The 24,506-nt window shown below is 66.1% G+C and carries 26 protein-coding genes; 8 read left to right on the plus strand and 18 right to left on the minus strand.

Annotation, left to right across the window (positions count from 1 at the left end):
- Window positions 1–4: 4 nt before the first annotated feature.
- The 8 genes from EG799_RS00510 to radA all read right to left on the minus strand — a co-directional run bounded on the left by EG799_RS00510 (window position 5) and on the right by radA (window position 7,972).
- Complete coding sequence (locus tag EG799_RS00510) at window positions 5–598, minus strand: DUF805 domain-containing protein (RefSeq protein WP_158610965.1); 594 nt, start codon at window positions 596–598, stop codon at window positions 5–7.
- A gap of 28 nt (window positions 599–626) precedes the next feature.
- Window positions 627–2,171, minus strand: a complete 1,545-nt coding sequence (locus EG799_RS00515) for an aminoacyl--tRNA ligase-related protein (RefSeq protein WP_123877579.1) — start codon at window positions 2,169–2,171, stop codon at window positions 627–629.
- A gap of 93 nt (window positions 2,172–2,264) precedes the next feature.
- Window positions 2,265–2,849: a polyhydroxyalkanoate synthesis repressor PhaR gene (phaR, locus tag EG799_RS00520; RefSeq protein ID WP_123877581.1), complete on the minus strand. Its 585-nt coding sequence runs from the start codon at window positions 2,847–2,849 to the stop codon at window positions 2,265–2,267.
- A 58-nt stretch (window positions 2,850–2,907) separates the two neighbouring features.
- Window positions 2,908–4,008: an alanine racemase gene (gene alr / locus EG799_RS00525; RefSeq protein WP_234028950.1), complete on the minus strand. Its 1,101-nt coding sequence runs from the start codon at window positions 4,006–4,008 to the stop codon at window positions 2,908–2,910.
- Complete coding sequence (locus tag EG799_RS00530) at window positions 3,965–5,623, minus strand: MFS transporter (RefSeq protein WP_123877585.1); 1,659 nt, start codon at window positions 5,621–5,623, stop codon at window positions 3,965–3,967. Before EG799_RS00530 ends, alr begins: the two co-directional genes overlap by 44 nt.
- A gap of 10 nt (window positions 5,624–5,633) precedes the next feature.
- Entirely contained in the window at window positions 5,634–6,065 is a 432-nt protein-coding gene (locus EG799_RS00535) for an iron-sulfur cluster assembly scaffold protein (protein WP_123877587.1), read from the minus strand.
- Window positions 6,062–6,592: a CvpA family protein gene (locus tag EG799_RS00540; RefSeq protein ID WP_123877589.1), complete on the minus strand. Its 531-nt coding sequence runs from the start codon at window positions 6,590–6,592 to the stop codon at window positions 6,062–6,064. Before EG799_RS00540 ends, EG799_RS00535 begins: the two co-directional genes overlap by 4 nt.
- Before the next feature lie 12 nt (window positions 6,593–6,604).
- On the minus strand, window positions 6,605–7,972 hold the full coding sequence (radA, locus tag EG799_RS00545) for a DNA repair protein RadA (RefSeq protein WP_123877592.1): 1,368 nt from the start codon (window positions 7,970–7,972) through the stop codon (window positions 6,605–6,607).
- Between the two features lie 88 nt (window positions 7,973–8,060).
- On the opposite strand from radA, the gene EG799_RS00550 reads away from it, so the two are divergent.
- On the plus strand, window positions 8,061–10,367 hold the full coding sequence (locus tag EG799_RS00550) for a patatin-like protein (RefSeq protein WP_123877594.1): 2,307 nt from the start codon (window positions 8,061–8,063) through the stop codon (window positions 10,365–10,367).
- A gap of 28 nt (window positions 10,368–10,395) precedes the next feature.
- Here the strand turns inward: EG799_RS00550 and dnaJ are convergent, their stop codons facing one another.
- Both dnaJ and dnaK read right to left on the minus strand, forming a co-directional pair.
- On the minus strand, window positions 10,396–11,520 hold the full coding sequence (dnaJ, locus tag EG799_RS00555; RefSeq protein ID WP_123877596.1) for a molecular chaperone DnaJ: 1,125 nt from the start codon (window positions 11,518–11,520) through the stop codon (window positions 10,396–10,398).
- Between the two features lie 83 nt (window positions 11,521–11,603).
- Window positions 11,604–13,544, minus strand: coding sequence for a molecular chaperone DnaK (gene dnaK / locus EG799_RS00560; RefSeq protein ID WP_123877598.1), 1,941 nt, complete (start codon window positions 13,542–13,544; stop codon window positions 11,604–11,606).
- Window positions 13,545–13,720: 176 nt separating this feature from the next.
- Here dnaK and EG799_RS00565 point away from each other — a divergent pair, with 176 nt between their 5' ends.
- From EG799_RS00565 to EG799_RS00575, 3 genes are all read left to right on the plus strand, one after another.
- Window positions 13,721–14,239: a copper chaperone PCu(A)C gene (locus EG799_RS00565; protein WP_123877600.1), complete on the plus strand. Its 519-nt coding sequence runs from the start codon at window positions 13,721–13,723 to the stop codon at window positions 14,237–14,239.
- Window positions 14,236–14,736, plus strand: coding sequence for a vgr related protein (locus EG799_RS00570; protein WP_123877602.1), 501 nt, complete (start codon window positions 14,236–14,238; stop codon window positions 14,734–14,736). The genes EG799_RS00565 and EG799_RS00570 overlap by 4 nt, the downstream gene beginning before the upstream one ends.
- A 171-nt stretch (window positions 14,737–14,907) precedes the next feature.
- On the plus strand, window positions 14,908–15,375 hold the full coding sequence (locus EG799_RS00575) for a hypothetical protein (protein ID WP_199798256.1): 468 nt from the start codon (window positions 14,908–14,910) through the stop codon (window positions 15,373–15,375).
- A 66-nt stretch (window positions 15,376–15,441) separates the two neighbouring features.
- On the opposite strand, the gene EG799_RS00580 is transcribed toward EG799_RS00575, so the two are convergent.
- The 4 genes from EG799_RS00580 to EG799_RS00595 form a co-directional block, all read right to left on the minus strand.
- Window positions 15,442–15,735 carry a glycine zipper domain-containing protein gene (locus EG799_RS00580; protein ID WP_123877604.1) on the minus strand — a complete coding sequence of 98 codons (294 nt, stop codon included), beginning with the start codon at window positions 15,733–15,735 and terminating at the stop codon, window positions 15,442–15,444.
- 75 nt (window positions 15,736–15,810) lie between these two features.
- Window positions 15,811–16,413 carry a nucleotide exchange factor GrpE gene (locus EG799_RS00585; protein WP_123877606.1) on the minus strand — a complete coding sequence of 201 codons (603 nt, stop codon included), beginning with the start codon at window positions 16,411–16,413 and terminating at the stop codon, window positions 15,811–15,813.
- A gap of 8 nt (window positions 16,414–16,421) precedes the next feature.
- Entirely contained in the window at window positions 16,422–17,465 is a 1,044-nt protein-coding gene (gene hrcA / locus EG799_RS00590) for a heat-inducible transcriptional repressor HrcA (RefSeq protein WP_123877608.1), read from the minus strand.
- A 33-nt stretch (window positions 17,466–17,498) separates the two neighbouring features.
- Entirely contained in the window at window positions 17,499–18,017 is a 519-nt protein-coding gene (locus tag EG799_RS00595; RefSeq protein ID WP_123877611.1) for a DUF6438 domain-containing protein, read from the minus strand.
- Window positions 18,018–18,106: 89 nt separating this feature from the next.
- Here EG799_RS00595 and rph point away from each other — a divergent pair, with 89 nt between their 5' ends.
- Genes rph through EG799_RS00615 form a run of 4 tightly spaced genes read left to right on the plus strand, consistent with a single transcriptional unit; the run spans window position 18,107 to window position 21,547 of the window.
- Window positions 18,107–18,820, plus strand: a complete 714-nt coding sequence (gene rph / locus EG799_RS00600) for a ribonuclease PH (RefSeq protein WP_123877613.1) — start codon at window positions 18,107–18,109, stop codon at window positions 18,818–18,820.
- Window positions 18,817–19,458 (plus strand): RdgB/HAM1 family non-canonical purine NTP pyrophosphatase, encoded by a 642-nt coding sequence (rdgB, locus tag EG799_RS00605; RefSeq protein WP_123877615.1) that lies wholly within the window; start codon window positions 18,817–18,819, stop codon window positions 19,456–19,458. Before rph ends, rdgB begins: the two co-directional genes overlap by 4 nt.
- 41 nt (window positions 19,459–19,499) lie before the next feature.
- The gene (gene hemW / locus EG799_RS00610; protein WP_123877617.1) at window positions 19,500–20,651 is read left to right on the plus strand and encodes a radical SAM family heme chaperone HemW; all 1,152 of its coding nucleotides are present in this window, start codon (window positions 19,500–19,502) and stop codon (window positions 20,649–20,651) included.
- Window positions 20,648–21,547, plus strand: coding sequence for a tyrosine recombinase XerC (locus tag EG799_RS00615; protein ID WP_123877618.1), 900 nt, complete (start codon window positions 20,648–20,650; stop codon window positions 21,545–21,547). The genes hemW and EG799_RS00615 overlap by 4 nt, the downstream gene beginning before the upstream one ends.
- An 8-nt stretch (window positions 21,548–21,555) precedes the next feature.
- Here EG799_RS00615 and EG799_RS00620 read toward each other — a convergent pair whose 3' ends face one another.
- The 4 genes from EG799_RS00620 to rsmI form a co-directional block, all read right to left on the minus strand.
- Window positions 21,556–22,191: a DedA family protein gene (locus EG799_RS00620; RefSeq protein WP_123877620.1), complete on the minus strand. Its 636-nt coding sequence runs from the start codon at window positions 22,189–22,191 to the stop codon at window positions 21,556–21,558.
- A 30-nt stretch (window positions 22,192–22,221) separates the two neighbouring features.
- Window positions 22,222–23,187 carry a glutathione synthase gene (gshB, locus tag EG799_RS00625; protein WP_123877622.1) on the minus strand — a complete coding sequence of 322 codons (966 nt, stop codon included), beginning with the start codon at window positions 23,185–23,187 and terminating at the stop codon, window positions 22,222–22,224.
- Window positions 23,188–23,286: 99 nt separating this feature from the next.
- Entirely contained in the window at window positions 23,287–23,637 is a 351-nt protein-coding gene (locus EG799_RS00630) for a YraN family protein (protein WP_123877624.1), read from the minus strand.
- A complete protein-coding gene (rsmI, locus tag EG799_RS00635; RefSeq protein WP_123877626.1) occupies window positions 23,634–24,491 on the minus strand; it encodes a 16S rRNA (cytidine(1402)-2'-O)-methyltransferase in 858 nt (285 codons plus the stop codon). Before rsmI ends, EG799_RS00630 begins: the two co-directional genes overlap by 4 nt.
- Window positions 24,492–24,506 lie beyond the last annotated feature (15 nt).

Raw genomic sequence — 24,506 nt, forward strand, 5'->3', positions numbered from 1 at the left:
CGGATCAGGCGCCAAGGCGGACCGGCTCCTCGCCGTAGCGATTGGCAGCCGGATCGGACTTCATGACGCCGAACGCGATGATGACGACAATCCCCACGATCCCGACGAGGTTGACCCAGCTGGCCGCCATGACCTGCGACTGCATGGCCTCGAGATCCGCAGAACCGCGCGCTGCCGCGAAGGTCTGCGTCATGCGGGTCAGGGCCTGAAGCCCGACCAGGACGGTGATTGCTTTCGTCGCCAGCGGGATCGCCGCCCACCAGCCCGTCTTCCCGCTGTCGTGAAGCCGCCGGACGAAGGCCGCGAGGCCCATCAGCGTGACAACCACGCCGACCGCGGCGGAAATGTAGCCCATCGTCACCATCGAACCGGACATCTGCTGCATCATCTGCGCCTCGAGCGTCGCCTGGTCCGCCCCGGACCGCGCCGCCGAGAAGCCCGACGCCATGCTCGACGTCATGACCGGGATACTGATGAGAATGCCGATGCCGAATTGCACAATGGCAAGGAACAGCACGTACCACCAGAATGTCGGACGGGCGTCGCGCCCGCTGAAATCGGTCAGGTGCGACAGGTTGTATTTCACCGCATCGATCATGGTCTTCCCCTCTCCCGACGCCGTTTCGTCAATAGGCCCGCGCGACGTATATCCGCTCGATCGCCGGCTTGCCAGTAAACAGGCAGATGCCATCGGCAGGGCGCGCATGAAGGGGCACGTTGCGGAAAGTGAGCTTGCGCTCCTTGAGCATCGCCACGACCCGGTCCAGATCGCTGCCGGTCGGGCGCGACCATTGCACCTCGGCCCATCCCGGATAGCGCTTGTCGTCGCCGAAAATGGCATCGAGCGCATCCATGTCGGCAACGTCGCGAGCGATGTTCGCATCGCGCCGTTCGCGCGCGGTGACAAGCATGGCGTTCTGCATGTCGTCGAGGATGGACGGCACGGTCTGCATCGCCAGGTCGCGCGAAGGCGACTGGAAGGCGGGCTTGCCCGTTGCCGTGTCCCACAATCCGTCGCGCCGCAGCAGGGAAACCACGCCATTTTCCACGTCGCGCGGGCCGACCTCGACGATGACGGGCGCGCCCTTGCGCACCCAGTCCCATCGCTTGGTCGCGGCCTTGCCGGGCTTGTCGTCGAGCAGCACGCGCAGCTTCTCGCCCAGCGTGGTCTGGCCGGCGAGGCCGGCGCGCAGCCCCTCGCAGTAGTCGCGTACCGCGGCATCGCCGTCATTGTCCCTCAGCATCGGGAGAATGACCACCTGCCACGGCGCGATGGCGGGCGGAACGCGCAGGCCATCATCGTCGCCATGCGTCATGATGACCCCGCCCACCATGCGCGTCGACATGCCGAAGCTGGTCGTATGGCACAGCTGTTCGCCGCCGTCCCTGTCCTGGAACCTGATGTCCGAGGCCTGCGCGAAATTGGTGCCGAGATAGTGGCTGGTGCCAGCCTGCAAGGCCTTGCCGTCCTGCATCATCGCCTCGATCGACCAGGTCTCGACCGCGCCGGGGAACCGCTCGTTCTCCGGCTTTTCCCCCGCGATGACAGGGATGGCGAAATCCTCTTCCGCCGCGGCGCGATAGATTTCGAGCGTGCGCAGGGTATGGGCCCTCGCATCGTCCGCATCCTCATGCGCGGTGTGGCCTTCCTGCCAGAGGAATTCGCTCGTGCGCAGGAACATGCGCGTGCGCATTTCCCAGCGCACCACGTTGGCCCACTGGTTGAGCTTCAACGGAAGATCCCGCCAGCTGCGGACCCAGCGGCTCATGGCGTCGCCGATGATCGTCTCGCTTGTCGGCCGCACCACTAGCGGCTCCTCCAGCCTGGCCTCCGGATCGGGGATCAGCCCGCCCTTCCCGTCAGCGATCAGACGGTGATGGGTGACGACCGCCATTTCCTTTGCGAAGCCTTCGACATGGGCGGCCTCGCGTTCGAAATTCGCGAGCGGAATGAACAGCGGAAAATAGCAGTTGTCGTGGCCGGTCGCCTTTATCCGCTCGTCCAGCAGACGCTGCATCCGCTCCCATATACCATAGCCCCAGGGCTTGATGACCATGCAGCCACGCACGCCCGATTCCTCCGCCATGTCGGCGGCGGATACGACCTCCTGATACCAGGCCGCGAAATCATCGGCGCGCCGGGTGGATAGAGCGTGGCGAATGTCGGGCATGGTGCGTCCTGAAACACGGGAAGGAAGGGGATGACCCGTCGCCGCCAATGGCAATGTCCGGAGGGCGTGTCGAGAGCGCGTCGCCCGTTGTCGTCAATCCTGCAACTTGTCCAGCTTGCGCTGCATTTCCGCCATCTGCGCCTTGAGCGCGTCGATGTCGCTGTCGCGTCCGGCGTCGTCGGCCGGCTGCTGCGTCCTGCCATTCGCCGAACCGCCCGGCGCGGGCGAGCTTCCCGGCATGAAGGCGTTGGCGGCGGCCTGGAACATGGCCATGTTGCGCTCCGCCATCTTGGCGAAGGCGTTCGGACCGACATTGGCGGTGAACGCCTCGTGCAGCTTGGCCTGGTTGGTGCGGAAATTGTTCATCGCCGCTTCCAGATAGGGCGGCATCATGGCCTGCATGGAATTGCCGTACATGCCGATCAGCTGGCGCAGGAAGCTGACGGGCAGCATCTGCTCGCCCTGCGATTCCTCCTCCATGATGATCTGCGTCAGGATGGCATGGGTGATATCCTTGCCGGTCTTCGCGTCGAGCACTTGGAACTCGACGTCGTCGCGCACCATGCGGCCGAGGTCGTCGAGCGTTATGTAGCTGGAGGATTGCGTGTTGTAGAGCCGCCGGTTGGCGTATTTCTTGATGATAACGGGCTGCTCGCCCGGCTGATCGCGGTCCGCCATCGAAGGCCCTCCTGTTGCAACTGCACATGTCTTAGCATTCGCAGCATTGCGCTGGCAATTACCGCGTTTTTGGCTGTCGGGAGAACCGGCTCCCCAGCACCGTGAGCAGTTCGTATTGCGACAGGCCGGTGAGTTCCGCCGCGTGCGGTAAATCGTAGGGAATCGTCAGGAAATCGCCTTCGCGAACATCGTGCCCGGTGCAATCGACGATCGTCATGTCCATCGAAACGCGCCCCACGATGGGCAGGGCCGCATCCCCGTGAAAAAGCGCGCCCTCCCGCCCCCAGCAGCGCAGGATGCCGTCGGCATAGCCGCAAGCGACGGTCGCCACGCGCATCGCGCGTTCGGCGGTGAAGGTGGCATTGTAGCCCACGCTCTCACCCGCGGATAGCGCGCGCACCTGCAACACCGCGGCCTCGGGATAGGCGACCTGACGGATCGTGCCGGCAAGCGCGGGACGCGGAATGCCGCCGTAAAGCGCCAGGCCGGGCCGGGTGAGGTCGAGGCGGAAGTCCGGCCCGAGCGCGATGCCGGCGCTGTTGGCCAGGCTCCGTCGCGTGTCCGGAAATTGCGCCGCGACCTCGCGGAAGGTGTAAAGCTGCCGGGCATTGAGCGCGCTGTCCTCGTCGGCCGAGGCGAGGTGCGACATCAGGACCTCGATCTCCAACCTCGCGATGAGCGGATCGCCCACATGCGCCGGTTCCAGGCCGAGCCGGTTCATGCCGCTGTCGACCATCAGGTGGCACGGCCCGCCCCCGCTCTCTACCCAGACGTTGGCCTGGTGAAGCGAGTTGATGACCGGCACCGCCCCGCTCGCCCGCGCGAAGGCGGCTTCGGCTGCGTCGGCGACACCGTGCAGGACGCTGACAGAGGCTCCCGGCGCGGCGTCGAGGACGGCCGGAACCTCCTGCCAGTGGGCGACGAAGAAGCTGCGCGCGCCCGCCTTGGCCAGGGCGGGAACGACGATGCCCGCGCCCAGGCCATAGCCGTCCGCCTTGACCGCCGCGCCCGTCTCCGCATCGCCCGAAAGCCGGTCGAGCGCGTGCCAGTTGGCCGCCAGCGCCTCCCTGTCTATCAGCAGGCGCAGCGCGGCGGGCGGCAATGCGGACAGGAGATCAGGCAGCGTCCTCTCCGAATTCGCGCGGCGGGCCGCCGGCAATACCCCACCACGCGACGATGGCGCCGAATGCGACGATGGCCCAGGTGTACCACAACCCGGCATAGACGTCGCCCGACCGTGCGACGATGTAGCTCGAGATAAGCGGCAGGAACCCGCCGAGATAGCCTGCGCCGATATGGTAGGGAATCGACATGGAGGAATAGCGGATCTGCGGCGGAAACATTTCGGCAAGCAGCGCGGCGACAGACCCGTATGTCAGCGCCGAGAGCATTCCCATGACGAGGATCAGCGCGATGATGCCGGCCACGTTGGCGATCGGCGGGGTCTGCCGTTCGAAGGCGAAGCCGCTATCGGTCAGGGCGGAGAGAATGCCGACGCGCCGGGCGTCGGCGTCCTCCATCCAGTCATCGGCGATCGCCACCTGCGCGCCGCCGACCGTGATCGCGGGCGCCGCCCCCTGCTCGATCGAATAGGGCACCCCGGCCGCGGTCAGCGTTTCCAGCAGCTTTCCGCACCCGCTCTGCTCTCCGCCCAACATCTCGGCGAAGGGATCGGTCGTGCAGTCGCTGCCGGTCACGACCACCGGCGTGGCTTCGGCGGCGCGGGCGAGGCCGGGATTGGCGAGCGCGCCCATGCCCCAGAAGACCGGGAACAGCAGCACCAGCGCCGCCAGGGCGCCGATCAGGAGGGGCGTCTTGCGCCCAACCCTGTCGGACCAGCGGCCGACCACGAGGTAGAACCCCATCGAGATGCCACCCGCGACCATCAGGATGATCTCGACCAGTTCCTCCTCCACCCGCATGGGACCGCGAAGAAAGCTCAGGCTGCTGAAGAAGGCGGTGTACCAGATCGTCGTCAGGACGCCGGTGATGCCGAACAGCGCGACGAAGATGCGGCGCTTGTTGCGGGGATAGGTGAAGCTTTCGACGAAGGGATTGCCCGACGTCTCGCCGGCGGCTTTCATCGCTTGGAAGACAGGGCTTTCCGACAGTTTCAGGCGCATCCAGAGCGATATGGCGAGAAGGACGATCGACAGCAGGAACGGCACGCGCCAGCCCCACTGCGCGAAGGCGTCGGGCGGGATCGCGGCGCGACAGGCGAGCACGACGATGATCGATAGCACGAAGCCGCCGACCACGCTTGCCTGGATGAAACTGGTGTAGAAACCGCGCTTTTCGGGCGGGGCGTGTTCCGCGACATAGATCGCCGCGCCGCCATACTCGCCGCCCAGCGCCAGCCCCTGGAGGATTCGCAGGCCGATGACGATGATCGGCGCGGCCAGGCCGATACTGGCCGCAGTCGGGATCAGACCGACGCCGGCCGTGGCGATCCCCATCAGCGTGACGGTCACGAGAAAGGTGTATTTGCGCCCCAGCCTGTCGCCGAGGAAGCCGAACAGGATCGCGCCGAGCGGGCGGAACCCGAAGCCGACCGCGAAGCCGGCCCAGACCAGCAGCAGTTGCAGCGTCTCGTTCCCGGCCGGAAAGAAGGCGGCCCCGATCAGGGCGGCGAGCGTGCCGTAGATGAAGAAATCGTACCACTCGAAGATGGTCCCCGCCGAACTGGCCGCGATGACGAGGCGGATGTCCCTCGCCGTCGGCTCCCCTGCCGGTGTCGCGCCTGCCGCGCCGTTCTCTCCCCCCGGATCGCTCATGGCGAGGTGACTAGCGCGCGGCGGGGGGCGAGGAAAGGGCGTCGAGGGCGGCCTTCCACGGGAGCAGGATCGCCTCGTGCCGGCCGGGGTAGTCCCGCGCGGCGGCGATCAGCTCCAGATCGGGCCAGTCGGGCAATGCGCCCTCCCCCGCGAGCCAGGCGCGAAGCGCCGCGTGGGCGGCCACGATCTCGCCGCGCGAACGCTGCCGGACGTGCCGAGCGAACACGGCCGCCGACGCCTGACCGACGGCGCAGGCATGCGATCTGAGACCAAGGGCGGCCACGTTTCCCCCCTCGTCGAGATCGAGGTCGAGTGCGAGGGTCGAACCGCACGCGGCGGCGCGGGCGCGGGCATGGAGGGCGGCACCGGGTCGCGGCGGATAGGCCGCGAGTTCGACCGCCGCCGCCAGCATTTGCGGGGTATAGAGCCGGTCGGCGCTCATTCGTCGGCGTTCGGCTCCGCCCCGATCGCCGCGACCCGTTCCCGCCGCTCCGCGATGATCTGCACCATCGCCTTGGATGCCGCATCGACGAACTGGTAGGTTCGCGCTTCCGAGATCCAGTCTGGCCGCCCGCGCGCGCCCCATATCGTGTCGTAGCCGAGCGCCAGCAGCGAAAACGCGATGACGACCATGATGACGCCCTTCACCGCGCCGAAGCCGAAGCCCAGTACCCGGTCGATAGGCCCGAGCACCGACTTGCGCGACTGACGCCCGGCTAAATTCGCGATGAGCTTCATCGCCGCATAGGGAATCAGCAGCAGCATCGCGAAGGCGAGGATCGCCGCGGTCACGGGCGAGCCCATGTAGTCGAGGATGAGGGCGGTGAGGTCGGTATGCAGGTAGCGGATGGCCAGGATCGCCAGCACCCACGCCGCCAGCGACAGCACCTCCTGCACGAAACCGCGCAGGAAACCGCCGACCGCGGCAACGCCCACGACCAGCAGAACTATGAGATCGAAACCCGTCATCCGCGCAACTGATTATGCACTCGCCATCACCCGGTCAACGAGCGCGGTGATGATGGCCACGTCGCGGTACCGCATGCCCTCCACGTCCCCGCCCGCATCGGCCGGGCCGCAGGCGACCGAGAAACCCAGCTTCGCCGCCTCTTTCTGGCGCAACGAAGCGTGGGAAACGGGACGCACCTCTCCCGACAGCGCCGTCTCGCCGAACCACACCGAACCGCCCGGCAGGGGTCGATCGGCGAGCGCCGAAACCAGCGCCGCGGCCACTGCCAGGTCGGCGGCCGGGTCGGCCAGGCGATAGCCCCCGGCGACGTTGAGATAGACCTCGGCCGTGCTGAAGTTGAGGCCGCAGCGCGATTCCAGCACCGCCAGCAGCATGGCGAGACGTCCGCTGTCCCAGCCCACGACCGCGCGCCGGGGCGTAGCGCCCGATTGCAGGCGCACGATCAGCGCCTGTATTTCCACCAGAACGGGCCGCGTTCCTTCCAGCGCAGGGAACACGGCCGCGCCGGGAATCGGTTCCTCCCGCCCCGACAGGAACAGCGAGGAGGGGTTGGCAACCTCGTCCAGACCGTGCCCCTCCATCGCGAAAACGCCGATCTCGTCCACCGCCCCGAAGCGGTTCTTGAGGCTGCGCAGGATGCGGTACTGGTGACTCCGCTCCCCCTCGAAACTCATGACGGTGTCGACCATGTGTTCGAGCACGCGCGGCCCGGCGATGTTGCCATCCTTCGTCACGTGTCCGACCAGAACGAGCGCGCAGCCGGTTTCCTTGGCGTAGCGGATCAGTTCGAACGCCGAGGCGCGCACCTGGCTGACGGTGCCGGGTGCCCCCTCGATCTGATCGGAGTGCATCGTCTGGATCGAATCCACGATCAGCAGGTCGGGCGGCCCGCCCTGCCCGAGAGTGGTGAGAATATCGCGCACCGACGTCGCCGCCGCCAGCTTCAGCGGCGCCTTGCTGAGTCCGAGGCGAGCGGCGCGCATGCGTATCTGCCCGGTCGCTTCCTCCCCGCTGACATAGACGGCATCGCCGCCCGCACCGGCGATGGCGGCGGACGCCTGGAGCAGCAGGGTGGACTTGCCGATCCCCGGCTCTCCGCCCATCAGGATCGCCGAACCGGGCACCAGGCCACCGCCCAGCGCCCGGTCAAATTCGCGAATGCCGGTCGATCGCCGGTCGAGCGGCCGGGTCGGTTCGTCCAGCGTCTCGAACGCGAAGGAACGCCCGCCGCTAGACAAATCGTGCCTGGCCGCGAACTTCGTCTCGGGTGCGTCCTCGACCAGGGTGTTCCACTGCGAGCAGTCGCCGCACTGGCCCTGCCAGCGGGTCGCAACGCTGCCGCATTCGGTGCAGACATAACGGCGTTTGGGCCTGGCCATGTCGCGGTCGCTACCCGGAACAGATTGGGAACACAAGAGCGGATCGGGGGCTTTGCACGGTGCGCCCGCTTCTGCCAAGAGAGGGGCGATGCGGCAGAAGGAACTCAGGATCGCGCTGGTCTGCTATGGCGGTGTCAGTCTCGCGGTCTACATGCACGGGGTCACGAAGGAAATCTGGAAGCTGGCCCGCGCCAGCCAGGCGTTTCACGCCGGCGATGCCCGGCCTGCGGGCGTCGAGCGGGTCTATCACGCGCTGCTGCAACGCATAGCCGGCGACCACGATCTGCGCCTGCGGGTGCTGCCCGACATCGTTACCGGAGCGAGCGCGGGCGGCATCAACGCGGTGTTTCTGGCGCAGGCCATCCATTCGGGGCAGAGCCTCGAGCCGCTCACCGAGATGTGGCTCAAGAACGCCGATGTCGAGACGTTGGTCGATCCGGCGGCGCGGCCGCGCTCGCTCATCTCAAAGCCGTGGATGCGTCCCCTGGTCTGGTATCTGACCAGCGGGCCGGGCAATTCGATCTCGGAAACCGTGGCCGCCGAAACCCGCGCAGAGGTGCGCGACAAGGTTTCCAGCCTGGTGCGCGGGCGATGGTTCGAGCCGCCCTTCTCGGGCCCCGGCTTCACCCGCCTGCTGCATTCCGCCTTCGCGGCCATGCGCGACGGACCCGTCGGCGCGCCGCTGCTGCCGCCGCGCCATCCGCTCGACCTGCTGGTAACGACGACGGATTTTCGCGGACGCAGCGAATCGTTGCGCCTGAACAGTCCGCCCGTCGTCGAGGAAAGCGAACACCGGATGCCGATCGGCTTCCGCAGCCGCGTTCCGGCAGAGGGCGGCATTGCCCTCGCCGACATCCACGAACTGACCTTCGCCGCGCGCGCGACCGCCAGCTTTCCCGGAGCCTTTCCGCCGCTCGGCATCGCCGAAGTGGATGCTCTCGACGAGGCGGGGTGGCCAGGTCGCGAGACATTCCTCCGCCGCATCATGCCGACCCATGTCGCACGCGGCACCACCCGGCACGTTGCGCTTATCGATGGTTCGGTGCTGGTCAACGCCCCCTTCGCAGGGGCCATGGCCGGTCTGAAGGCGCGGCCCGCCCAGCGCGAGGTCGACCGCCGCTTCGTCTATATCGACCCCACCCCCCACCGGCCTTCGTCTCCGGGCGACGAGCAGCCACAGGCGGTCGGGTTCTTCGCGGCGATCTTCGGCTCGCTCTCGACCATCCCGCGGGAGCAGCCGATCCGCGACAACCTCGAAAGCCTCGCCGCGCAGTCGCGCGAGGCCGAACGTCTGCGGCGCATGGTCAACGCGTTGAGGCCGGTGGTCGAGACGGCGGTGGACCGGCTGTTCGGGCGGACCCTGTTTCTCGACAGTCCGACACCCCGGCGGCTGCGGATCTGGCGGGCCCGCGCGCAGCAAAGTGCCGCCGAGGAGGCGGGTTATGCCTTTCATTCCTATGCGCAGGCGAAGCTGGGCGGCATACTCGAACGGATCGCCGAGCTCGTGCGGTCAGCGCATCCGGGGCCGGAAAAGCCCGACCTCGCCGCGATCGGAGCGGCGCTGCGCCGGGCGACCGACGAGCACGGGCTGGATATGCCCGGAGCGCCCGGCGGCGGGGCCAGCGAGGAGGCCATCCGTTTCCTGCGCGACCATGACCTCGCCTATCGCATTCGCCGGCTGCGCCTCATCGCCCGCCGGCTGTCCCGCGAGTGGGAGGCCGATCCCGACATGCCCGAAAGCGAGCTGGAAGAAGCCCGCGAGGCGATCTACCGCGCCCTCGCCCTCTATTTCGCGCGGGAGGATGCAAGCGCGCTGGGCGACGATTTCCCGGAGATAGCGGCCGGCGTGCTCGACGATCCGCAGGCCGTGCTCGGCGCCATCGCCGAGCGCCGCGAATTGCGGTCGTGCGATGACGAGGCCGAGGAAATCCTGTCGAACGCGCTCGAAACCATGCCCAGGGCACTGCGGCGACGCGTTCTCCTGACCTATCTCGGCTTTCCCTATTACGATGTCGCCACCCTGCCCCTGCTGCGCAACGAGGGCCTGACCGAGTACAATCCCGTCAAGGTCGACCGCATAAGTCCGGAGGATGCGAGGGCCATCCGGTCCGGCGGCACGGCAGCAACCCTTCGCGGCACCGAGTTCTACAATTTCGGCGCCTTTTTCAGCCGCGCCTACCGCGAGAACGATTATCTCTGGGGCCGGTTGCAGGGGGCCGAACGGATGATCGACCTGGTCTGTTCGACCGTACCGGGCGGCTTCGATGCGAACGAATGCCTGTCGATCAAGCGCGACATCTTCCTCGCCATCTGCGACGAGGAGGACGAAAGATTGCTATGCGAACCCGAACTGGTGGACGCGATCAGGCAGGAGGTCAGGGCGAAGCTGGGGTGATCCCCCAGGGCCCGCGGACGCCCCGCCATCAGGTTCCGAACGCGTCCTTTATCCTGCTGAAGAAGCCGTGACTTTCCGGACATTCCTTGCCCGTTTCCGTCTCGCGGAATTCGCGCAGCAGGTCTTTTTGCCTGGCCGATAGCCTGGTCGGCGTTTCGACCACGACCTCGACCACAAGATCGCCGTGCCCGCGCCCCTGCAAGACGGGCATGCCCCCGCCGCGCTTGCGCAGCTGCTTGCCCGACTGGATGCCCGCGGGAATGTCGATCTCGTGCTTCGTGCCGTCCAGGCCGGGGATGGCGATGGTGTCGCCGAGCGCCGCGGTGGTGAAGGTGATCGGCACCTGGGTGAACAGGGACGTTCCCTCCCGCTGGAACACGGTGTGCGGCTTGACGTGCAGGAAGATGTAAAGATCGCCCGGGGGCGCGCCCATCGGTCCTGCCTCGCCCTTGCCGGACAACCGTATGCGGGTGCCGTTATCGACACCGGGCGGTATCTCGACGTCAAGCGACTGCATCTTGTCGACGCGCCCTTCCCCCCGGCAATCGTGGCACGGCTGTTCCAGCACCTCGCCCCGCCCGTGGCAGTTGGGACACGGGCGCTCGATCACGAACAGACCCTGTTTGGCGCGGACCTTCCCGTGGCCGTGACACAGATCGCAGCGCCTGCGCGACGTACCCGGCTCGGCGCCCGACCCGTCACACGTGCCGCAGGCGCGGGAAACCTCGACCTCGATTTCCGTGGTCTTGCCGTGGAACGCTTCCTCGAGGTCGATCTGCATGTCGTAGCGCAGATCGGCGCCGCGCCGCGGACGGGCGCGGCCGCCGGCCGCACCCCCGCCCCCGAAGGCACTGCCGAAGATGGTTTCGAAGATATCGCCAAGATCGCCGAAATCGGCCTGTTGCGCGCCCGCCCCGCCCTGCTGGAAGGCGGCATGGCCGTAGCGATCGTAGGCCGCACGCTTCTGCGGATCCTTGAGGCAGTCGTAAGCGACGCTGATCGCCTTGAACCTGGCCTCGGCCTCGGCATCGCCGGGATTGCGATCCGGATGGTACTGCATTGCCAGCTTGCGGTAGCTGGACTTGATCGTGGCGCCGTCCGCGTCGCGGCTGACACCGAGAATTTCGTAGAAATCGACTTCGGTAGAAGACATCACAACCCCTTTGCGGACACGCCACCGGAGCAGGGTGCTCCGGTGGCGCGCCGTCTGTCCATCAGTGTCTCGCGACCGTCAGATCAGGACTTGTTCTCGTCGTCCACTTCGGTGAACTCGGCCTCGACGACTTCCTCGTCCTGAGACGAGGACGCTTCCTCGCCGCCGGCGGCCGCCGCGTCGGCGGCGCCGGCCTGCGCGGAAGCCTGGCCCTGTTCGTAGATCTGCTGGCCCATCTTCATGGCGACGTCGGTCAGCGCCTGGCTCTTGGCCTTCATGGCCTCCAGGTCGTCACCTTCCAGCGCCGTCTTCGCTTCGGCAAGCGCGCTCTCGATCTCGGACTTGAGGCCGGCGTCGATCTTGTCGCCGTTCTCTTCCAGCTGCTTGCCCGTGGCATGAACAAGGCTGTCGAGATTGTTGCGGACTTCCGCCGTCTCGCGGCGCTTCTTGTCCTCCTCGGCGAACTTCTCCGCGTCCTGCACCATCTGGTCGATGTCGCTGTCGGAAAGACCGCCCGAGGCCTGGATCCGGATCTGCTGTTCCTTGCCGGTACCCTTGTCCTTCGCGGAGACGTTGACGATGCCGTTGGCGTCGATGTCGAACGTCACCTCGATCTGCGGCACGCCGCGCGGTGCCGGCGGAATGCCGACGAGGTCGAACTGGCCGAGCAGCTTGTTGTCAGCCGCCATCTCGCGCTCGCCCTGGAACACGCGGATCGTCACCGCGCCCTGGTTATCCTCGGCGGTCGAGTAGACCTGCGTCTTTTTCGTCGGAATCGTGGTGTTGCGGTCGATCATCCGGGTGAACACGCCGCCCAGCGTCTCGATACCCAGCGAAAGCGGAGTGACGTCAAGCAGCAGCACGTCCTTGACATCGCCCTGCAACACGCCGGCCTGGATCGCCGCGCCCATGGCGACGACCTCGTCCGGATTCACGCCGGTGTGCGGCTTGGAACCGAAGAACTGCTCGACCACTTCGCGAACCTTGGGCATGCGCGTCATGCCGCCGACAAGGATGACCTCGTCGACCTGATCCTTGGTAAGGCCGGCGTCTTCGAGCGCCTTCTTGCACGGCTCCAGCGTGCGCTTCACCAGATCGCCGACGAGTTGTTCCAGCTTGGAGCGGCTGATCGTCTCGACCAGATGGAGCGGGGTATTGCTGCCGCCTTCCATGCGCGCGGTGATGAAGGGCAGGTTGACCTCGGTCTGCTGTGCGCTCGACAGCTCGATCTTGGCCTTCTCGGCCGCTTCCTTCAGGCGCTGGAGGGCAAGCTTGTCCTGGCGAAGGTCCATGTTCTCCTTCGTCTTGAACTGGTCGGCCAGATACTCGACGATCGCGCTGTCGAAATCCTCACCGCCGAGGAAGGTGTCGCCATTGGTCGACTTCACCTCGAACACGCCGTCACCGATCTCGAGGATGGAGATGTCGAAGGTGCCGCCGCCAAGATCGTAGACGGCGATGGTCTTGCCGTCTTCCTTGTCGAGACCGTAGGCGAGCGCGGCCGCGGTCGGCTCGTTGATGATGCGCTCTACCTCTAGACCTGCGATCTGGCCGGCATCCTTGGTCGCCTGGCGCTGCGCGTCGTTGAAATAGGCGGGCACGGTGATAACGGCCTTGCTGACCGTCTCGCCCAGATAGCTTTCGGCGGTTTCCTTCATCTTCTGCAGGATGAAGGCGGAAACCTGGCTGGGGGAATAATCCTCGCCGCCGGCCTCGACCCAGGCATCGCCGTTCTTGCCCTTGACGATGTCGTAAGGGACGAGATCCATGTCCTTCTTGGTCAGGGGATCGTCGAAGCGGCGGCCGATCAGGCGCTTGATCGCGAACAGGGTGTTGTCGGGATTGGTGACGGCCTGGCGCTTGGCCGGCTGGCCGATCAGACGCTCCGAATCCTTGGTGAAGGCGACGATGGAGGGCGTGGTGCGCGCGCCTTCCGAATTCTCGATGACCTTGGGCTTGCCCCCTTCCATGACAGCGACGCAGCTGTTGGTCGTGCCCAGGTCGATACCGATAATCTTGCTCATGGTTACCCCATTTCTCTTGCAGTTGGACGCTGCGCTTTCGGCGACCCGGTAAACGGCGAAGCCACTCGGCAGCTCGAAAAAAGCTGTGTATCGGGGCGCGATATAGGGGCGCTTTCGCTTGGCACAAGGGAACCGCCCGCCTAGAAATCGCCCGTGGTTTCAAGAGGGGACAGATCATGAATATGAAGACAATCCTTGCCTGCGCAGGCGCGCTTTCGCTGTCGCTGGGGGTTGTCGCCTGCGGCGATGCGGACGAGCCGGCAAACACCGCGCCCGAAGCCCCGGAAGGCATCGCGGTCACCGACGGCTGGATGTCCCTGCCCGCCGTCGAGGGCAATCCGGCGGCGGTCTATTTCACCATCAGCAATACCGGCGACAACCAGGCCACGCTGCGCAGCGCGGCGGTCATGGGCGCACAAAGCGCCACCCTGCACGATACGGTCGAGTATGATTTCCAGCAGGACATGCAGGAATTGCCCGCCGTGCCGGTGATGCCCGGCGATACGCTGGAATTCGTGCCCGGCGGTCGGCACGTGATGGCGATGAACCCGGACGCGACGCTCGATCCGGGCAGCGAGACAGAGGTGACGCTGACCTTCGCCGGCGGCGACAAGATCAGCTTCCCGGTCACGATCTACGCTTCCGGGGATATGCCCGACGGCGCGGCCACGGCAGACGCCGAAGCCGCCGAATGAACGAGGCGGGCGCGGCCTGCCCGGTGGGCGGCGAAAGGCCGCTCACGACGGGAGAGGTCGCGCTGGCCCGCACCGTATTCGGTCGGGCCATCGACTATGGGAAAGTCACCATCCGCCGCTCCAAATGGGCTTTCTTCCAGCCCCGGCAGGTGACGATGGCACCGCGCGGGCACATCCACTTCCATCCGCTCGGCAACGCTTATTGCGACGATTTCGCCGGACAGTCATTACTTCGGCAAGGTCTGTTCATCCATGAAATGACGCATGTCTGGCAGACCCAGACCCGCGGAGAGTGGTATCTGGTAACGCACCGGATGCCGTGGGCGACCTACGACTACAGCCTGCGCCCCGGCTGGTCGCTCGAGCGTTACGGCATCGAACAGCAGGCCGAAATCGTGAAGCACGCCTTCCTGCTGAGGAACGGAGCCAGGGTCGCAGGCGTCGCCGATGCCGCCGCCTACGACGCGCTGGTCCGCTTCCCCGGAGCCACCGGCTGACGGCGCCCTGCAGCCTCATGGTTAATTCCGAGCATACGGATAGCCGCAATAGCTATTGCCAAGGTCACGTACTTGCGACAAATCTTCCCCGGCGACGCCTACGCTTCGGCAGGGCGCCGTGACGGGTCAATTTGCTGTAACGGTGGAAACAACCCAAGAGGGGGGTAAGACGTGAAATCCTTGATACTTGCGGGCAGTGCGCTCGCCATGGCGCTCGTGGCCGGTCCGGCTGGCGCGCAGAACATCAACAACGATCCGATCTACGCGACTGTCAATCTGAGCGCGGGTTTCGACAACGACCCCTACACGGTCGACCTGTCTTCGGGCGGAAGCAACGCGGCAAGCGAACTCGGTTCGCCGTGCAGCGGCTACATCGCCACATCGCCCGACGTGCGACTGGTGTATGATGCCGGCTCGCTTCCGCTCATCATCTCCGTCAATTCGAAAGCGGATACGACGCTGGTCGTCAATGCACCGGACGGCCGGTGGTATTGCGACGACGACGGCGGCAACGGCAACAACCCTTCGGTACGCTTCAACAGCCCGCGTTCGGGCCGTTACGAGGTATGGGTCGGGACATATGGCAGCGGCGAAATGCACTCTGCCACGCTGAACATTTCCGAACTCTACAGCCAGTAGAACGCGAAACGGCCACGGCGGCGGTACACCCCGCACCGTGGCCGCTTCTCATGCGGATATGGCAGCTCAGTACCGCGGATCGGCGGGATAGCCGCTGGTCCCGAAGCAATCGTCGTCGAGATAGCGATTGTTGTTGTAGCCGTCGCAATCGTCGTTTTTGTCGACGAAATAGCCGGCAAGGCCGCCGGCCGCGGCGCCGGCAAGCGCATAGGTCTGAATATCGGCGCCGGTGACTGCGGCGATACCGGCACCGGCGGCGGCACCGGCCAGTCCGCCCTCCACGGCATAATTGTCGGCGCAGGCCGAAAGGCCGATTGTCGATGCGAGCAACGCCGGGGCGAGAAGGATCGTCTTTTTCATCGTTGGGTCTCCTTGGTTGCCCTGTTGTCAGCCACTTACGGGCAGGGGCGCGCAAGGTTCCGCGAAGGCGCGCGATCAGTCGGGTTTCTTCGCCACCCCTACCATCGCTGCCCGCAGCAACCGGTCCTTGATCATGTAGCCGGCCTGCATCTCCTGGACGATCGTGCCTGCCTCGGCCTCGTCGGTAGGCACTTCCATCATCGCCTGATGCTGATTGGGATCGAGCGGCAGGCCCATCGCCGCGATACGGCTGATGCCGTGCTGGGCGAAAACCTTGTCGAGTTCACGCTGGGTCGCCTGTATGCCCTGCACCAGCCCCTTGAACTTGCTGTCCTCCCGCAGATCCTCGGGAATTGCGTCGATCGCGCGGGCGAGGTTGTCGGCCACGCTGAGGATATCGCGGGCAAATCCCGTGGCGGCGTAGCTTCGCGCATCCTGCACGTCCTTTTCCAGCCGGCGACGCACGTTCTGCGTTTCGGCGCGGGCATAGAGAACTTCCTGCTTCGCCGCGGCCAGATCGTCGCGCAGCGAGGCCAGCGCATCGTCCAGGCTTTCGCCTTCGGGATCGGAGTTCCCGGCAGCGTCCGCCGCCTCGCCGTCATCGTCCAGAAACTCTTCCGGAACGCCGTCCAGTTCCTTCTCGACCGCTTCGTCGCGGGTCTTGTCGTTGTCCATCATCTGCCTTGCTAACCGATTCTCTTGCCCAGCGAACGGGCGGTGAAATCCACCATGGGCACGACCCTTGCGTAATTCAACCGCGTCGGACCGATCACGCCCAGCACGCCGACCACCTTGCCTTCGCGGTCGCGATAGGGGGCGGCAATGACGGAAGAGCCGGAAAGCGCGAACAGCCGGTTCTCGGCCCCGATGAAGATGCGCGCCGATTCCGCCTCGCGCGCGCTGTCGAGCAATTGCGCGACGGACTGCTTGCTCTCGAGTTCATCCATCAAAGAGCGGACCCGCTCGATATCGGACAGCGCGCTCTCGTCCAGCAGGTTGGCCGCGCCGCGCACGATGAGCACCGGGCGCCTTGCCGCGTCCTCGCTCCAGGTGGCGATTCCGGCTTCGACCAGCTGACGGCTCGCCTCGTCGAGCGCGCTGCGTCCCGAGGCGATCTCGGCCTGCATGGTTCGCGCCGCCTCGGCCAGCGTGCGTCCGGCGAGTCGAGACGATATGTAATTGCTCGCCTGCTGCAGGGCGGAGGGCGGTAGCGGTCCGTCGAGATCGAGAACCCGGTTCTCGACATGTCCGTCCTCGCCGACCAGCACCGCCAGCGCGCGGCGATCATCCAGCGGCACCAGATTGATTTGCGTCAGCCGCTGCTCGCGTTGGGGTACCAGCACCATGCCCGCCAGGCCCGACAGATCGGACAGGAGCGCGCTCGTCGTCTCCAGCGCGCGTTCGATGGGGCCGGGATCGGAAAGCTGTTTCTCGATCGCTGCACGTTCTTCGCGCGTGGGTTCGGCGACCTGCATGATGCCGTCGACGAACAGGCGCAGCCCCATCTCGGTCGGCATCCGGCCAGCGCTGGTGTGCGGCGCGGCAAGCAGGCCCATCGCCTCCAGCTCGCCAAGCACGGAGCGGATGGAGGCAGGCGACAGTTCGATATCGCCCCGCTGCGCGAGTGTCTTCGACCCGACGGGCTGGCCACTGTCGAGATAGCCCTCCACCACCAGGCGGAAGATATCGCGAGCGCGCGAGGTCAGTTCGGTGACGGGGGGCGAGGCCATGCGGGACACTATGGGACAACCAGGCGCGCGCCTCTAGTCCCCCCGACCGTAGGTCGCGCGCTTGTCGTCGAATCCCACCAGTCGGGCTACCGCGGGCAATTCCCTCCAGGCACCGTAGATCGCGTCCGGGTTTTCGGCGAGGCCGGGCTGCCTGCACCCCATGTACCATTCCAGCGAGACGGACTCGCCCCCGGCCTGTGACCAGCCGGCCGTTACAGTGGGCGCATCCGTCGCCACCGGCCCGTCGCAATTCTCGTAGCCATAAGTGATCGAGGTATCGGGACGATATGGCGCGAGCCGAAGGCGGAAGGCTTCATACTGTGCGGGTGTAACTTCGAAATTCCGTTCTCCCAAAACCGCCGTGAACGCGGTTCCGGTGAATTGACCGCGGCCGTCGGGGGACACCGTCATCGCGAAGACCGGGCAGAAACCGAAACAGGGTCCGGTCTCGAAGATCAATAGCGGTCCGGGCACGTCCGCCGGTTGCACCGGCGTGGTCGCGCATGCCGCCACCGAGAAGGCGAGGACCGCGATCGAGGCGGCAGGTTTCATCGCTGATCCATCCTTTCGTGCACTGGCGCACCGATGTTTCGCCCGCTAGGGCCGCGCTGGCAAGACCAATAGATCAGCAGGAGCTTTCCATGCGACCATCAAGCCGCGCGCCCGACGAAATGCGCGCCATCACGATCGAGACCGACTACACCAAGCATGCCGAGGGAAGCTGCCTCATCGGCTTTGGCGATACGAAGGTTTTGTGCACCGCTTCGGTCGAGGACCGCGTACCGCCGTGGATGCGGAACAAGGGATCGGGTTGGGTCACGGGCGAATATTCCATGCTTCCGCGCGCCACGCATACCCGCGGCAACCGGGAGGCCGCGCGCGGCAAGCAGAGCGGGCGCACACAGGAAATCCAGCGTCTGATCGGCCGATCCCTGCGCGCCGTCGTCGATATGGACAAGCTGGGCGAGCGGCAGATCACCCTGGATTGCGATGTCATCCAGGCCGATGGGGGAACGCGCACCGCATCCATTTCCGGGGCCTGGGTCGCCCTGCGGCTCGCGGTGAACGGCCTGCTGGCGGACAGGAAGCTGAGCGAAGATCCCATCACCGGGAAGGTCGCGGCGGTTTCCTGCGGCATCCATCGGGGCACCCCGGTACTCGATCTCGATTACGACGAGGATTCCGCCGCAGATGCCGATGCCAATTTCGTGCTGATCGAGGGCGGACAGATCGCCGAGGTACAAGCCACCGCAGAAGGCGCGACCTACGATGAGGAAGGTCTGCTGCGTCTTCTGCGCCTCGCGCAGATGGGCTGCGGCGACATCTTCCGCGCGCAGGACGAGGCGACGCGGTGAGCGATCCCGCCGCGCGCAGGCTGAGTTCCGGCAAGCTGGTGATCGCCACCCACAATGCGGGCAAGTTGAAGGAGATTGCCGGGCTGCTGGAACCCTACGGGTTGGACTGCATCTCGGCGGGATCGCTCGGTCTGCCCGAACCGGCCGAAACGGGCGAGACCTTCGTGGCGAACGCGCTCATCAAGGCGCGTGCGGCGGCGCAGGCTTCGGGTCTGCCGGCGCTGGCGGACGATAGCGGCCTTTCGGTAGCGGCGCTCGGCGGGCGGCCGGGGGTATACACCGCCGATTGGGCGGAGCGGCAATGGTTCGAGGGGGAGCCGGGACGCGACTGGTACATGGCCATGGGCAAGGTCGAGGGCTTGTTGCAGGCGCAGGGTCCCGAGACGCCGCGCGACTGCTGGTTCTCCTGCGTTCTCGCCATCGCCTGGCCCGACGGCGAAAGCGCGGTCTACGAAGGCCGCGCCGACGGGACGCTGACCTGGCCGCCACGCGGCACGATGGGCTTCGGATACGATCCGGTCTTCGTGCCCCAGGGACACCATGAAACCTTCGCCGAGCTGAGGCCGGCGGACAAACATGCCATCAGCCACCGCGCGGATGCCTTCGCCAGGCTCAAGGCCGAACAGTTCGGCGCCTGAACGCCCTTGCGGGGCGCTGTCCTGCGTGAAACAAGCAGATCATGGCTCGCGCGCTCTATATCCATTGGCCCTTCTGCCTTGCCAAATGCCCCTATTGCGACTTCAACTCGCATGTCCGGGAGCGGGTTGATGCGCAAATCTGGCGCCGCGCGTTGCTGGCCGATCTGCGGTACGAGGCTGCTTTCGCCGGTGGAGAGCGACTGGCCTCGATCTTCTTCGGCGGGGGAACGCCGTCGCTGATGCCGCCGTCGCTGGTGGCGGACCTGCTGGACGAGGCTGAACGTCTGTGGGGCTTTGCCGCCGGGATCGAGATCACCCTGGAAGCCAACCCGTCGAGCGTGGAAACGGCGCGCTTTCGCGATCTCGCAAGCGCCGGGGTCAACCGGGTCTCGCTGGGAGTGCAGGCGCTCGACGACACGGCGCTGCGCTTTCTCGGACGCCTGCACGATGCAAAGGAGGCGCTGGCGGCATTGGCCGTGGCGCAGGCATCGTTCGACCGGGTCAGCTTCGATCTTATCTACGCCCGCCCCGGGCAGGACGAGGCATCATGGCGCACCGAACTCGACAGGGCGCTGTCCTTCGGGACCGGTCATCTTTCGCTATACCAGTTGACCATCGAGCCGGGCACGCGGTTCGCGACCGATGTCAGGCGGGGGGCGTTCGCCCCGCTTGACGATGACGCGGCGGCCGACCTGTTCGCCCTCACCCGCGACATGACGGCCGACGCCGGTCTGCCCGCCTACGAAATCAGCAACCACGCTCGTCCGGGCGAGGAAAGCCGACACAATCTGACATACTGGAGATACGAGGATTACGCCGGCGTCGGCCCCGGCGCGCACGGGCGGCGCGGCGGCATGGCCACCGTGCGCCATCGCAAGCCGGAGAACTGGCTTGCGGCCATCGAACGGGGCGGATCGGGATTGCAGGAAGAGCGCCACTTGCCGGCGGCCGATCAGGCTTCCGAGGCGCTGTTGATGGGGTTGCGGCTGACCGAAGGGATCGATCTTCCCCGCCTGTCCGCGCGCTTCGGCTATCGCACCGGAACGCTGATCGACCCGGACGCGCTCACCCGTCTGACCGCTCTCGGACTGGTGTGGCAGCGGGGCGGTCGCATTGGTGTGGCGGATGCCGGAATGGCGGTTCTCGACGCCGTGCTGGCGGATCTGGTGGCAGACGAACTGGTCGCGGCGTGAACCCGGGTGCCTCCCTGCTCGAGGAATGGAACGCGCATCTTGCGCGAAACCGGCGACGGTCGGTCCATACGGTGCGCGCTTACGTGGCAACGGCCGCTCGACTGACGGCCTGCCTGGCCTTGCCCGAGTGGAACGACGTGGCAGCCCTGACCACTCGCGACATTCGCGGACATCTTGCCGCGCGCCGGGCGGAGGGCCTCGTCAACGCCTCTGCCGCGCGCGAATTGTCGGCAATCAAGGCCTTCGTTGCCTATGCCCGCGAAAAGGCCGGGGCCGAGCCCGGTACGGCGCCCCGGCTGCGCGGTCCGCGCATCAAGAAAGGCCTCCCCCGCCCCGTCACGCCGGACGAAGCCACGGGCCTGGTCGAACTGGTCGAGGACAACGCCGCACAGACCTGGATCGGCAAACGCGACGCGGCGATCCTGCTGCTGATGTACGGGGCCGGTCTTCGCGTAGCGGAAGCCCTGTCCCTCACGCCGGCCAACCTGCCGCTGGGCGACGTCCTGATAGTGACGGGTAAGGGCGCCAGGCAGCGCGCGGTGCCGATCCTGCCGAGGGTCCGCGAAGCGGTGGACGCCTATGTCCGGGCCTGCCCCTGGCCGCTCGACCCGGGGCACGCCCTGTTTCGCGGCGCCAAGGGCGGTCCGCTCGGGCAAGGTATGGTACAGAAGGCGACGGCCCGCGCCCGGCGCGCCCTCGGCCTGCCCGAAAGTGCGACGCCCCACGCCCTGCGCCACAGTTTCGCGACGCACCTTCTGGGATCGGGCGCCGATTTGCGTTCGCTTCAGGAGCTGCTCGGCCATGCCAGCCTCGGCTCCACGCAGATCTACACGAAGGTCGATGCGGCGACGATGCTGAACGCATATCGCAATGCCCATCCGCGAGAGCATGACTAGGCAGCAGGCTAGGCGTTCGTTTCCGGACCGGCGTCCTCCGGACGATCGGCGCGCGGCGTCCAGGTAACGACGCGCCACAGATACCCGAGCAGACCGATCCCGATCAGGCCGAGAATGATCCAGGTCAGGATATGCTGCGAATCCTCCAGCCAGTGACCGAGCCACTGTCCGCCCTTGATGAGCAGGGCGTTCCACACCAGCGATCCGGCGAAGGTATATCCGAGGAATTTCAGCTTCGGCATGTGCGACAGACCCGCCGGAAGCGATATGATCGTGCGCAGGAACGGAGAGAATCGCAGGAAGAACACCACCCAATGCCCATGACGCACGAAGAAGGTCTGCGCCTTTTCGATATCCTGCCAATCGACCGTCAGCCATCGGCCCCACTTCCTGACGAAGGGGCTGAGCCGTTCATACCCCCATGCGTCACCGACCCAGTACCACACGTAATTGCCCGCGACCGTTCCCAAGGTGCCGATCAGCAGTAACGGCCAGAACGCCATCGTGCCCTTCGTCACCAGCAACCCACCCACCCCCATGATGATTTCCGAGGGGATGGGAGGGATGATGTTTTCCAGCGCCATCAGGAGAAAGATGCCGAAATAGCCACCCTTTTCGATAAGATCGACGATCAGCGAGTCCATGTGAAGCCAACGGCCGGCGAGCCGGTTTGTTCAGGAACTCCGCTTCATTTCGGCGTGACGCCGCTCCAGCGCGTCCCAGATCATTCCCGGCGTGTCGGTCCCGTTGAACCTGTCGATCGCAACGATGCCGGTCGGGCTGGTGACGTTGATCTCGGTCAGCCATTCGCCACCGATCACGTCGATACCGACGAAGGTCAGGCCACGGCGCCTGAGTTCTGGGCCCATCGCCTCGCAGATGGCCCGCTCGCGCATCGTCAGTTCGCTCGCCTCTGCGCTGCCGCCCTGGGCGAGGTTGGAGCGGAACTCGCCCGCCCCCGGCTTGCGGTTGATCGCGCCGGCCACCTCGCCATCCACCAGCACGATACGCTTGTCACCCTCGCTGACGCTGGGAAGGAAGGGCTGAACCATGTGCGGCTCGGGCCAGGTCTGGTTGAAGACTTCCAGCAGCGCGGACAGATTTCCGCCATCTTCGTCGATCTTGAAAATGGCCTTGCCGCCGTTTCCGTGCAGCGGCTTGACCACGATGGCGCCATGCTTCGACTGGAAATCGCGCACGTCCTCGATCGTTCGCGCGATCAGCGTCGGCGGCATGAAGCGTGCGTAGTCGAGCACGAACATCTTCTCCGGCGCGTTGATGACTTCGCGCGGATCGTTGCTGACCAGCGTTTGCCCCTTCAGCCTGTCGAGCAGCAGGGCGGCACTGATGTAACCGAGGTCAAAGGGGGGATCCTGCCGCATCAGGACGATGTCGATATCCTCGCCCAGATCGACGCGGCGCAGATCGCCGGCGGTGAAATGATCGCCTTCCACCCGTCGCACCGTGACCGGACGAGCCCACGCGGTCAGGCGGCCGTCGCACCAGGCCAGCGTCTTCACGTCATAGTGGAAGACTTCATACCCTCGATCCTGCGCGGAAAGCATCAGGGCGAAACTGGAATCGCCAGCGATATTGATCGATGCGAGGGGGTCCATCTGGACGGCGACTTTGCGTGACATGGCATCTGGCCTTGCGTTTGGGTGCCGGCCGACTTCGGTGGGCACGATTGGAATGGGCCGCCTAACCGTTCGCCATGCCCGAAGTCGAGAGGCGCCGGCTCACGGCATCCAGGCGTTGACGATGTGGCGAGGCGGTTCGCCGGGAGCAAGGAGGATGACATCGACGCGCATGTCCTCGCCCGCCGCCGCGTATTCATGGGCAACGGTTTCGGCGGCGGCGGCGACGCGCCGCAGGCGGTAGGAATCGATGGCGTGATCCAGATCGGCGGCCTTCCTGCGCCACTTCACCTCGACGAAAGCGATCAGCCCGTCACGCCGGGCGATGAGATCGATTTCCCCTGCCCTGGTGCGGACGCGCTCAGCCAGGATCTGCCAGCCCTGCCCCGCCAGCCAGTCCGCTGCGATACCTTCCCCGCGGCGCCCCTGCGCTTCCGCCAGCTGCCGTTTCACGAATTCTTCAACTCGAGCGCGCGCGCGTAGAGCGCCTTTCGATCCAGCCCGGTGGCTTTCGCCACCTGCGCCGCGGCCCGGGATGGCTTCTCGTCGGCAAGCCGTTCGCGCAGCATCGCATCGCCGTCCGCGGCGCTGGCCTCGACCGCGGGCGGCGGGCCTACCAGCAGCACGATCTCGCCCCTTGGCGGGTGAGCGCTGTAGTGATCGATCAGCTGGTCAGGCGAACCGGTGGGACATTCCTCGTACAGCTTGGTCAGTTCGCGTGCCACCGCCACTTCCCGTGCGGGGAGTATGTCGCCGATCGCTTTCAGCGACCTTAGCAACCGAGGGGCGGTTTCGAAGAAGATGAGCGTCGAGCGAACCGATGCGAGCTCTTCCAGGACGTCTGCCCGCGCCTTGTCCTTGTTCGGCAGGAAACCGGCGAACAGGAACCTGTCGTTCGGCAGGCCCGACAGCGCCAGCGCGGTCAGCGGAGCGTTCGCACCGGGCAGGACGGTTACCGCGATGCCCGCCTGCCGCGCATCGCGAACCAGGCGATAGCCCGGATCGGACACCAGCGGCATGCCGGCGTCGCTGACGAGCGCCACCGCCCGCTCCTGCATGGAAGCCACGAGGCGGGCGCGGTCGTTTGGTGCGCTGTGATCGTCATAGCGCCAAAGCGGCTTCGAGATGCCGAGATGCCGGATCAGCTTTTGCGTCACCCGCGTATCCTCGCACGCGATACCATCGCAGCGCGCCAGAATATCCTTCGCGCGCAAGGTGATGTCGCCGAGATTGCCAATCGGCGTCGCAACTATATACAGTCCCGCAGAGAGATGGGACGCAGGCTCGCTGGCTTCGGTTTCGGTCACGCCTGCCTGTCTGGA

Source organism: Aurantiacibacter spongiae (assembly GCF_003815535.1).
Classification (GTDB): Bacteria; Pseudomonadota; Alphaproteobacteria; order Sphingomonadales; family Sphingomonadaceae; genus Alteraurantiacibacter; species Alteraurantiacibacter spongiae.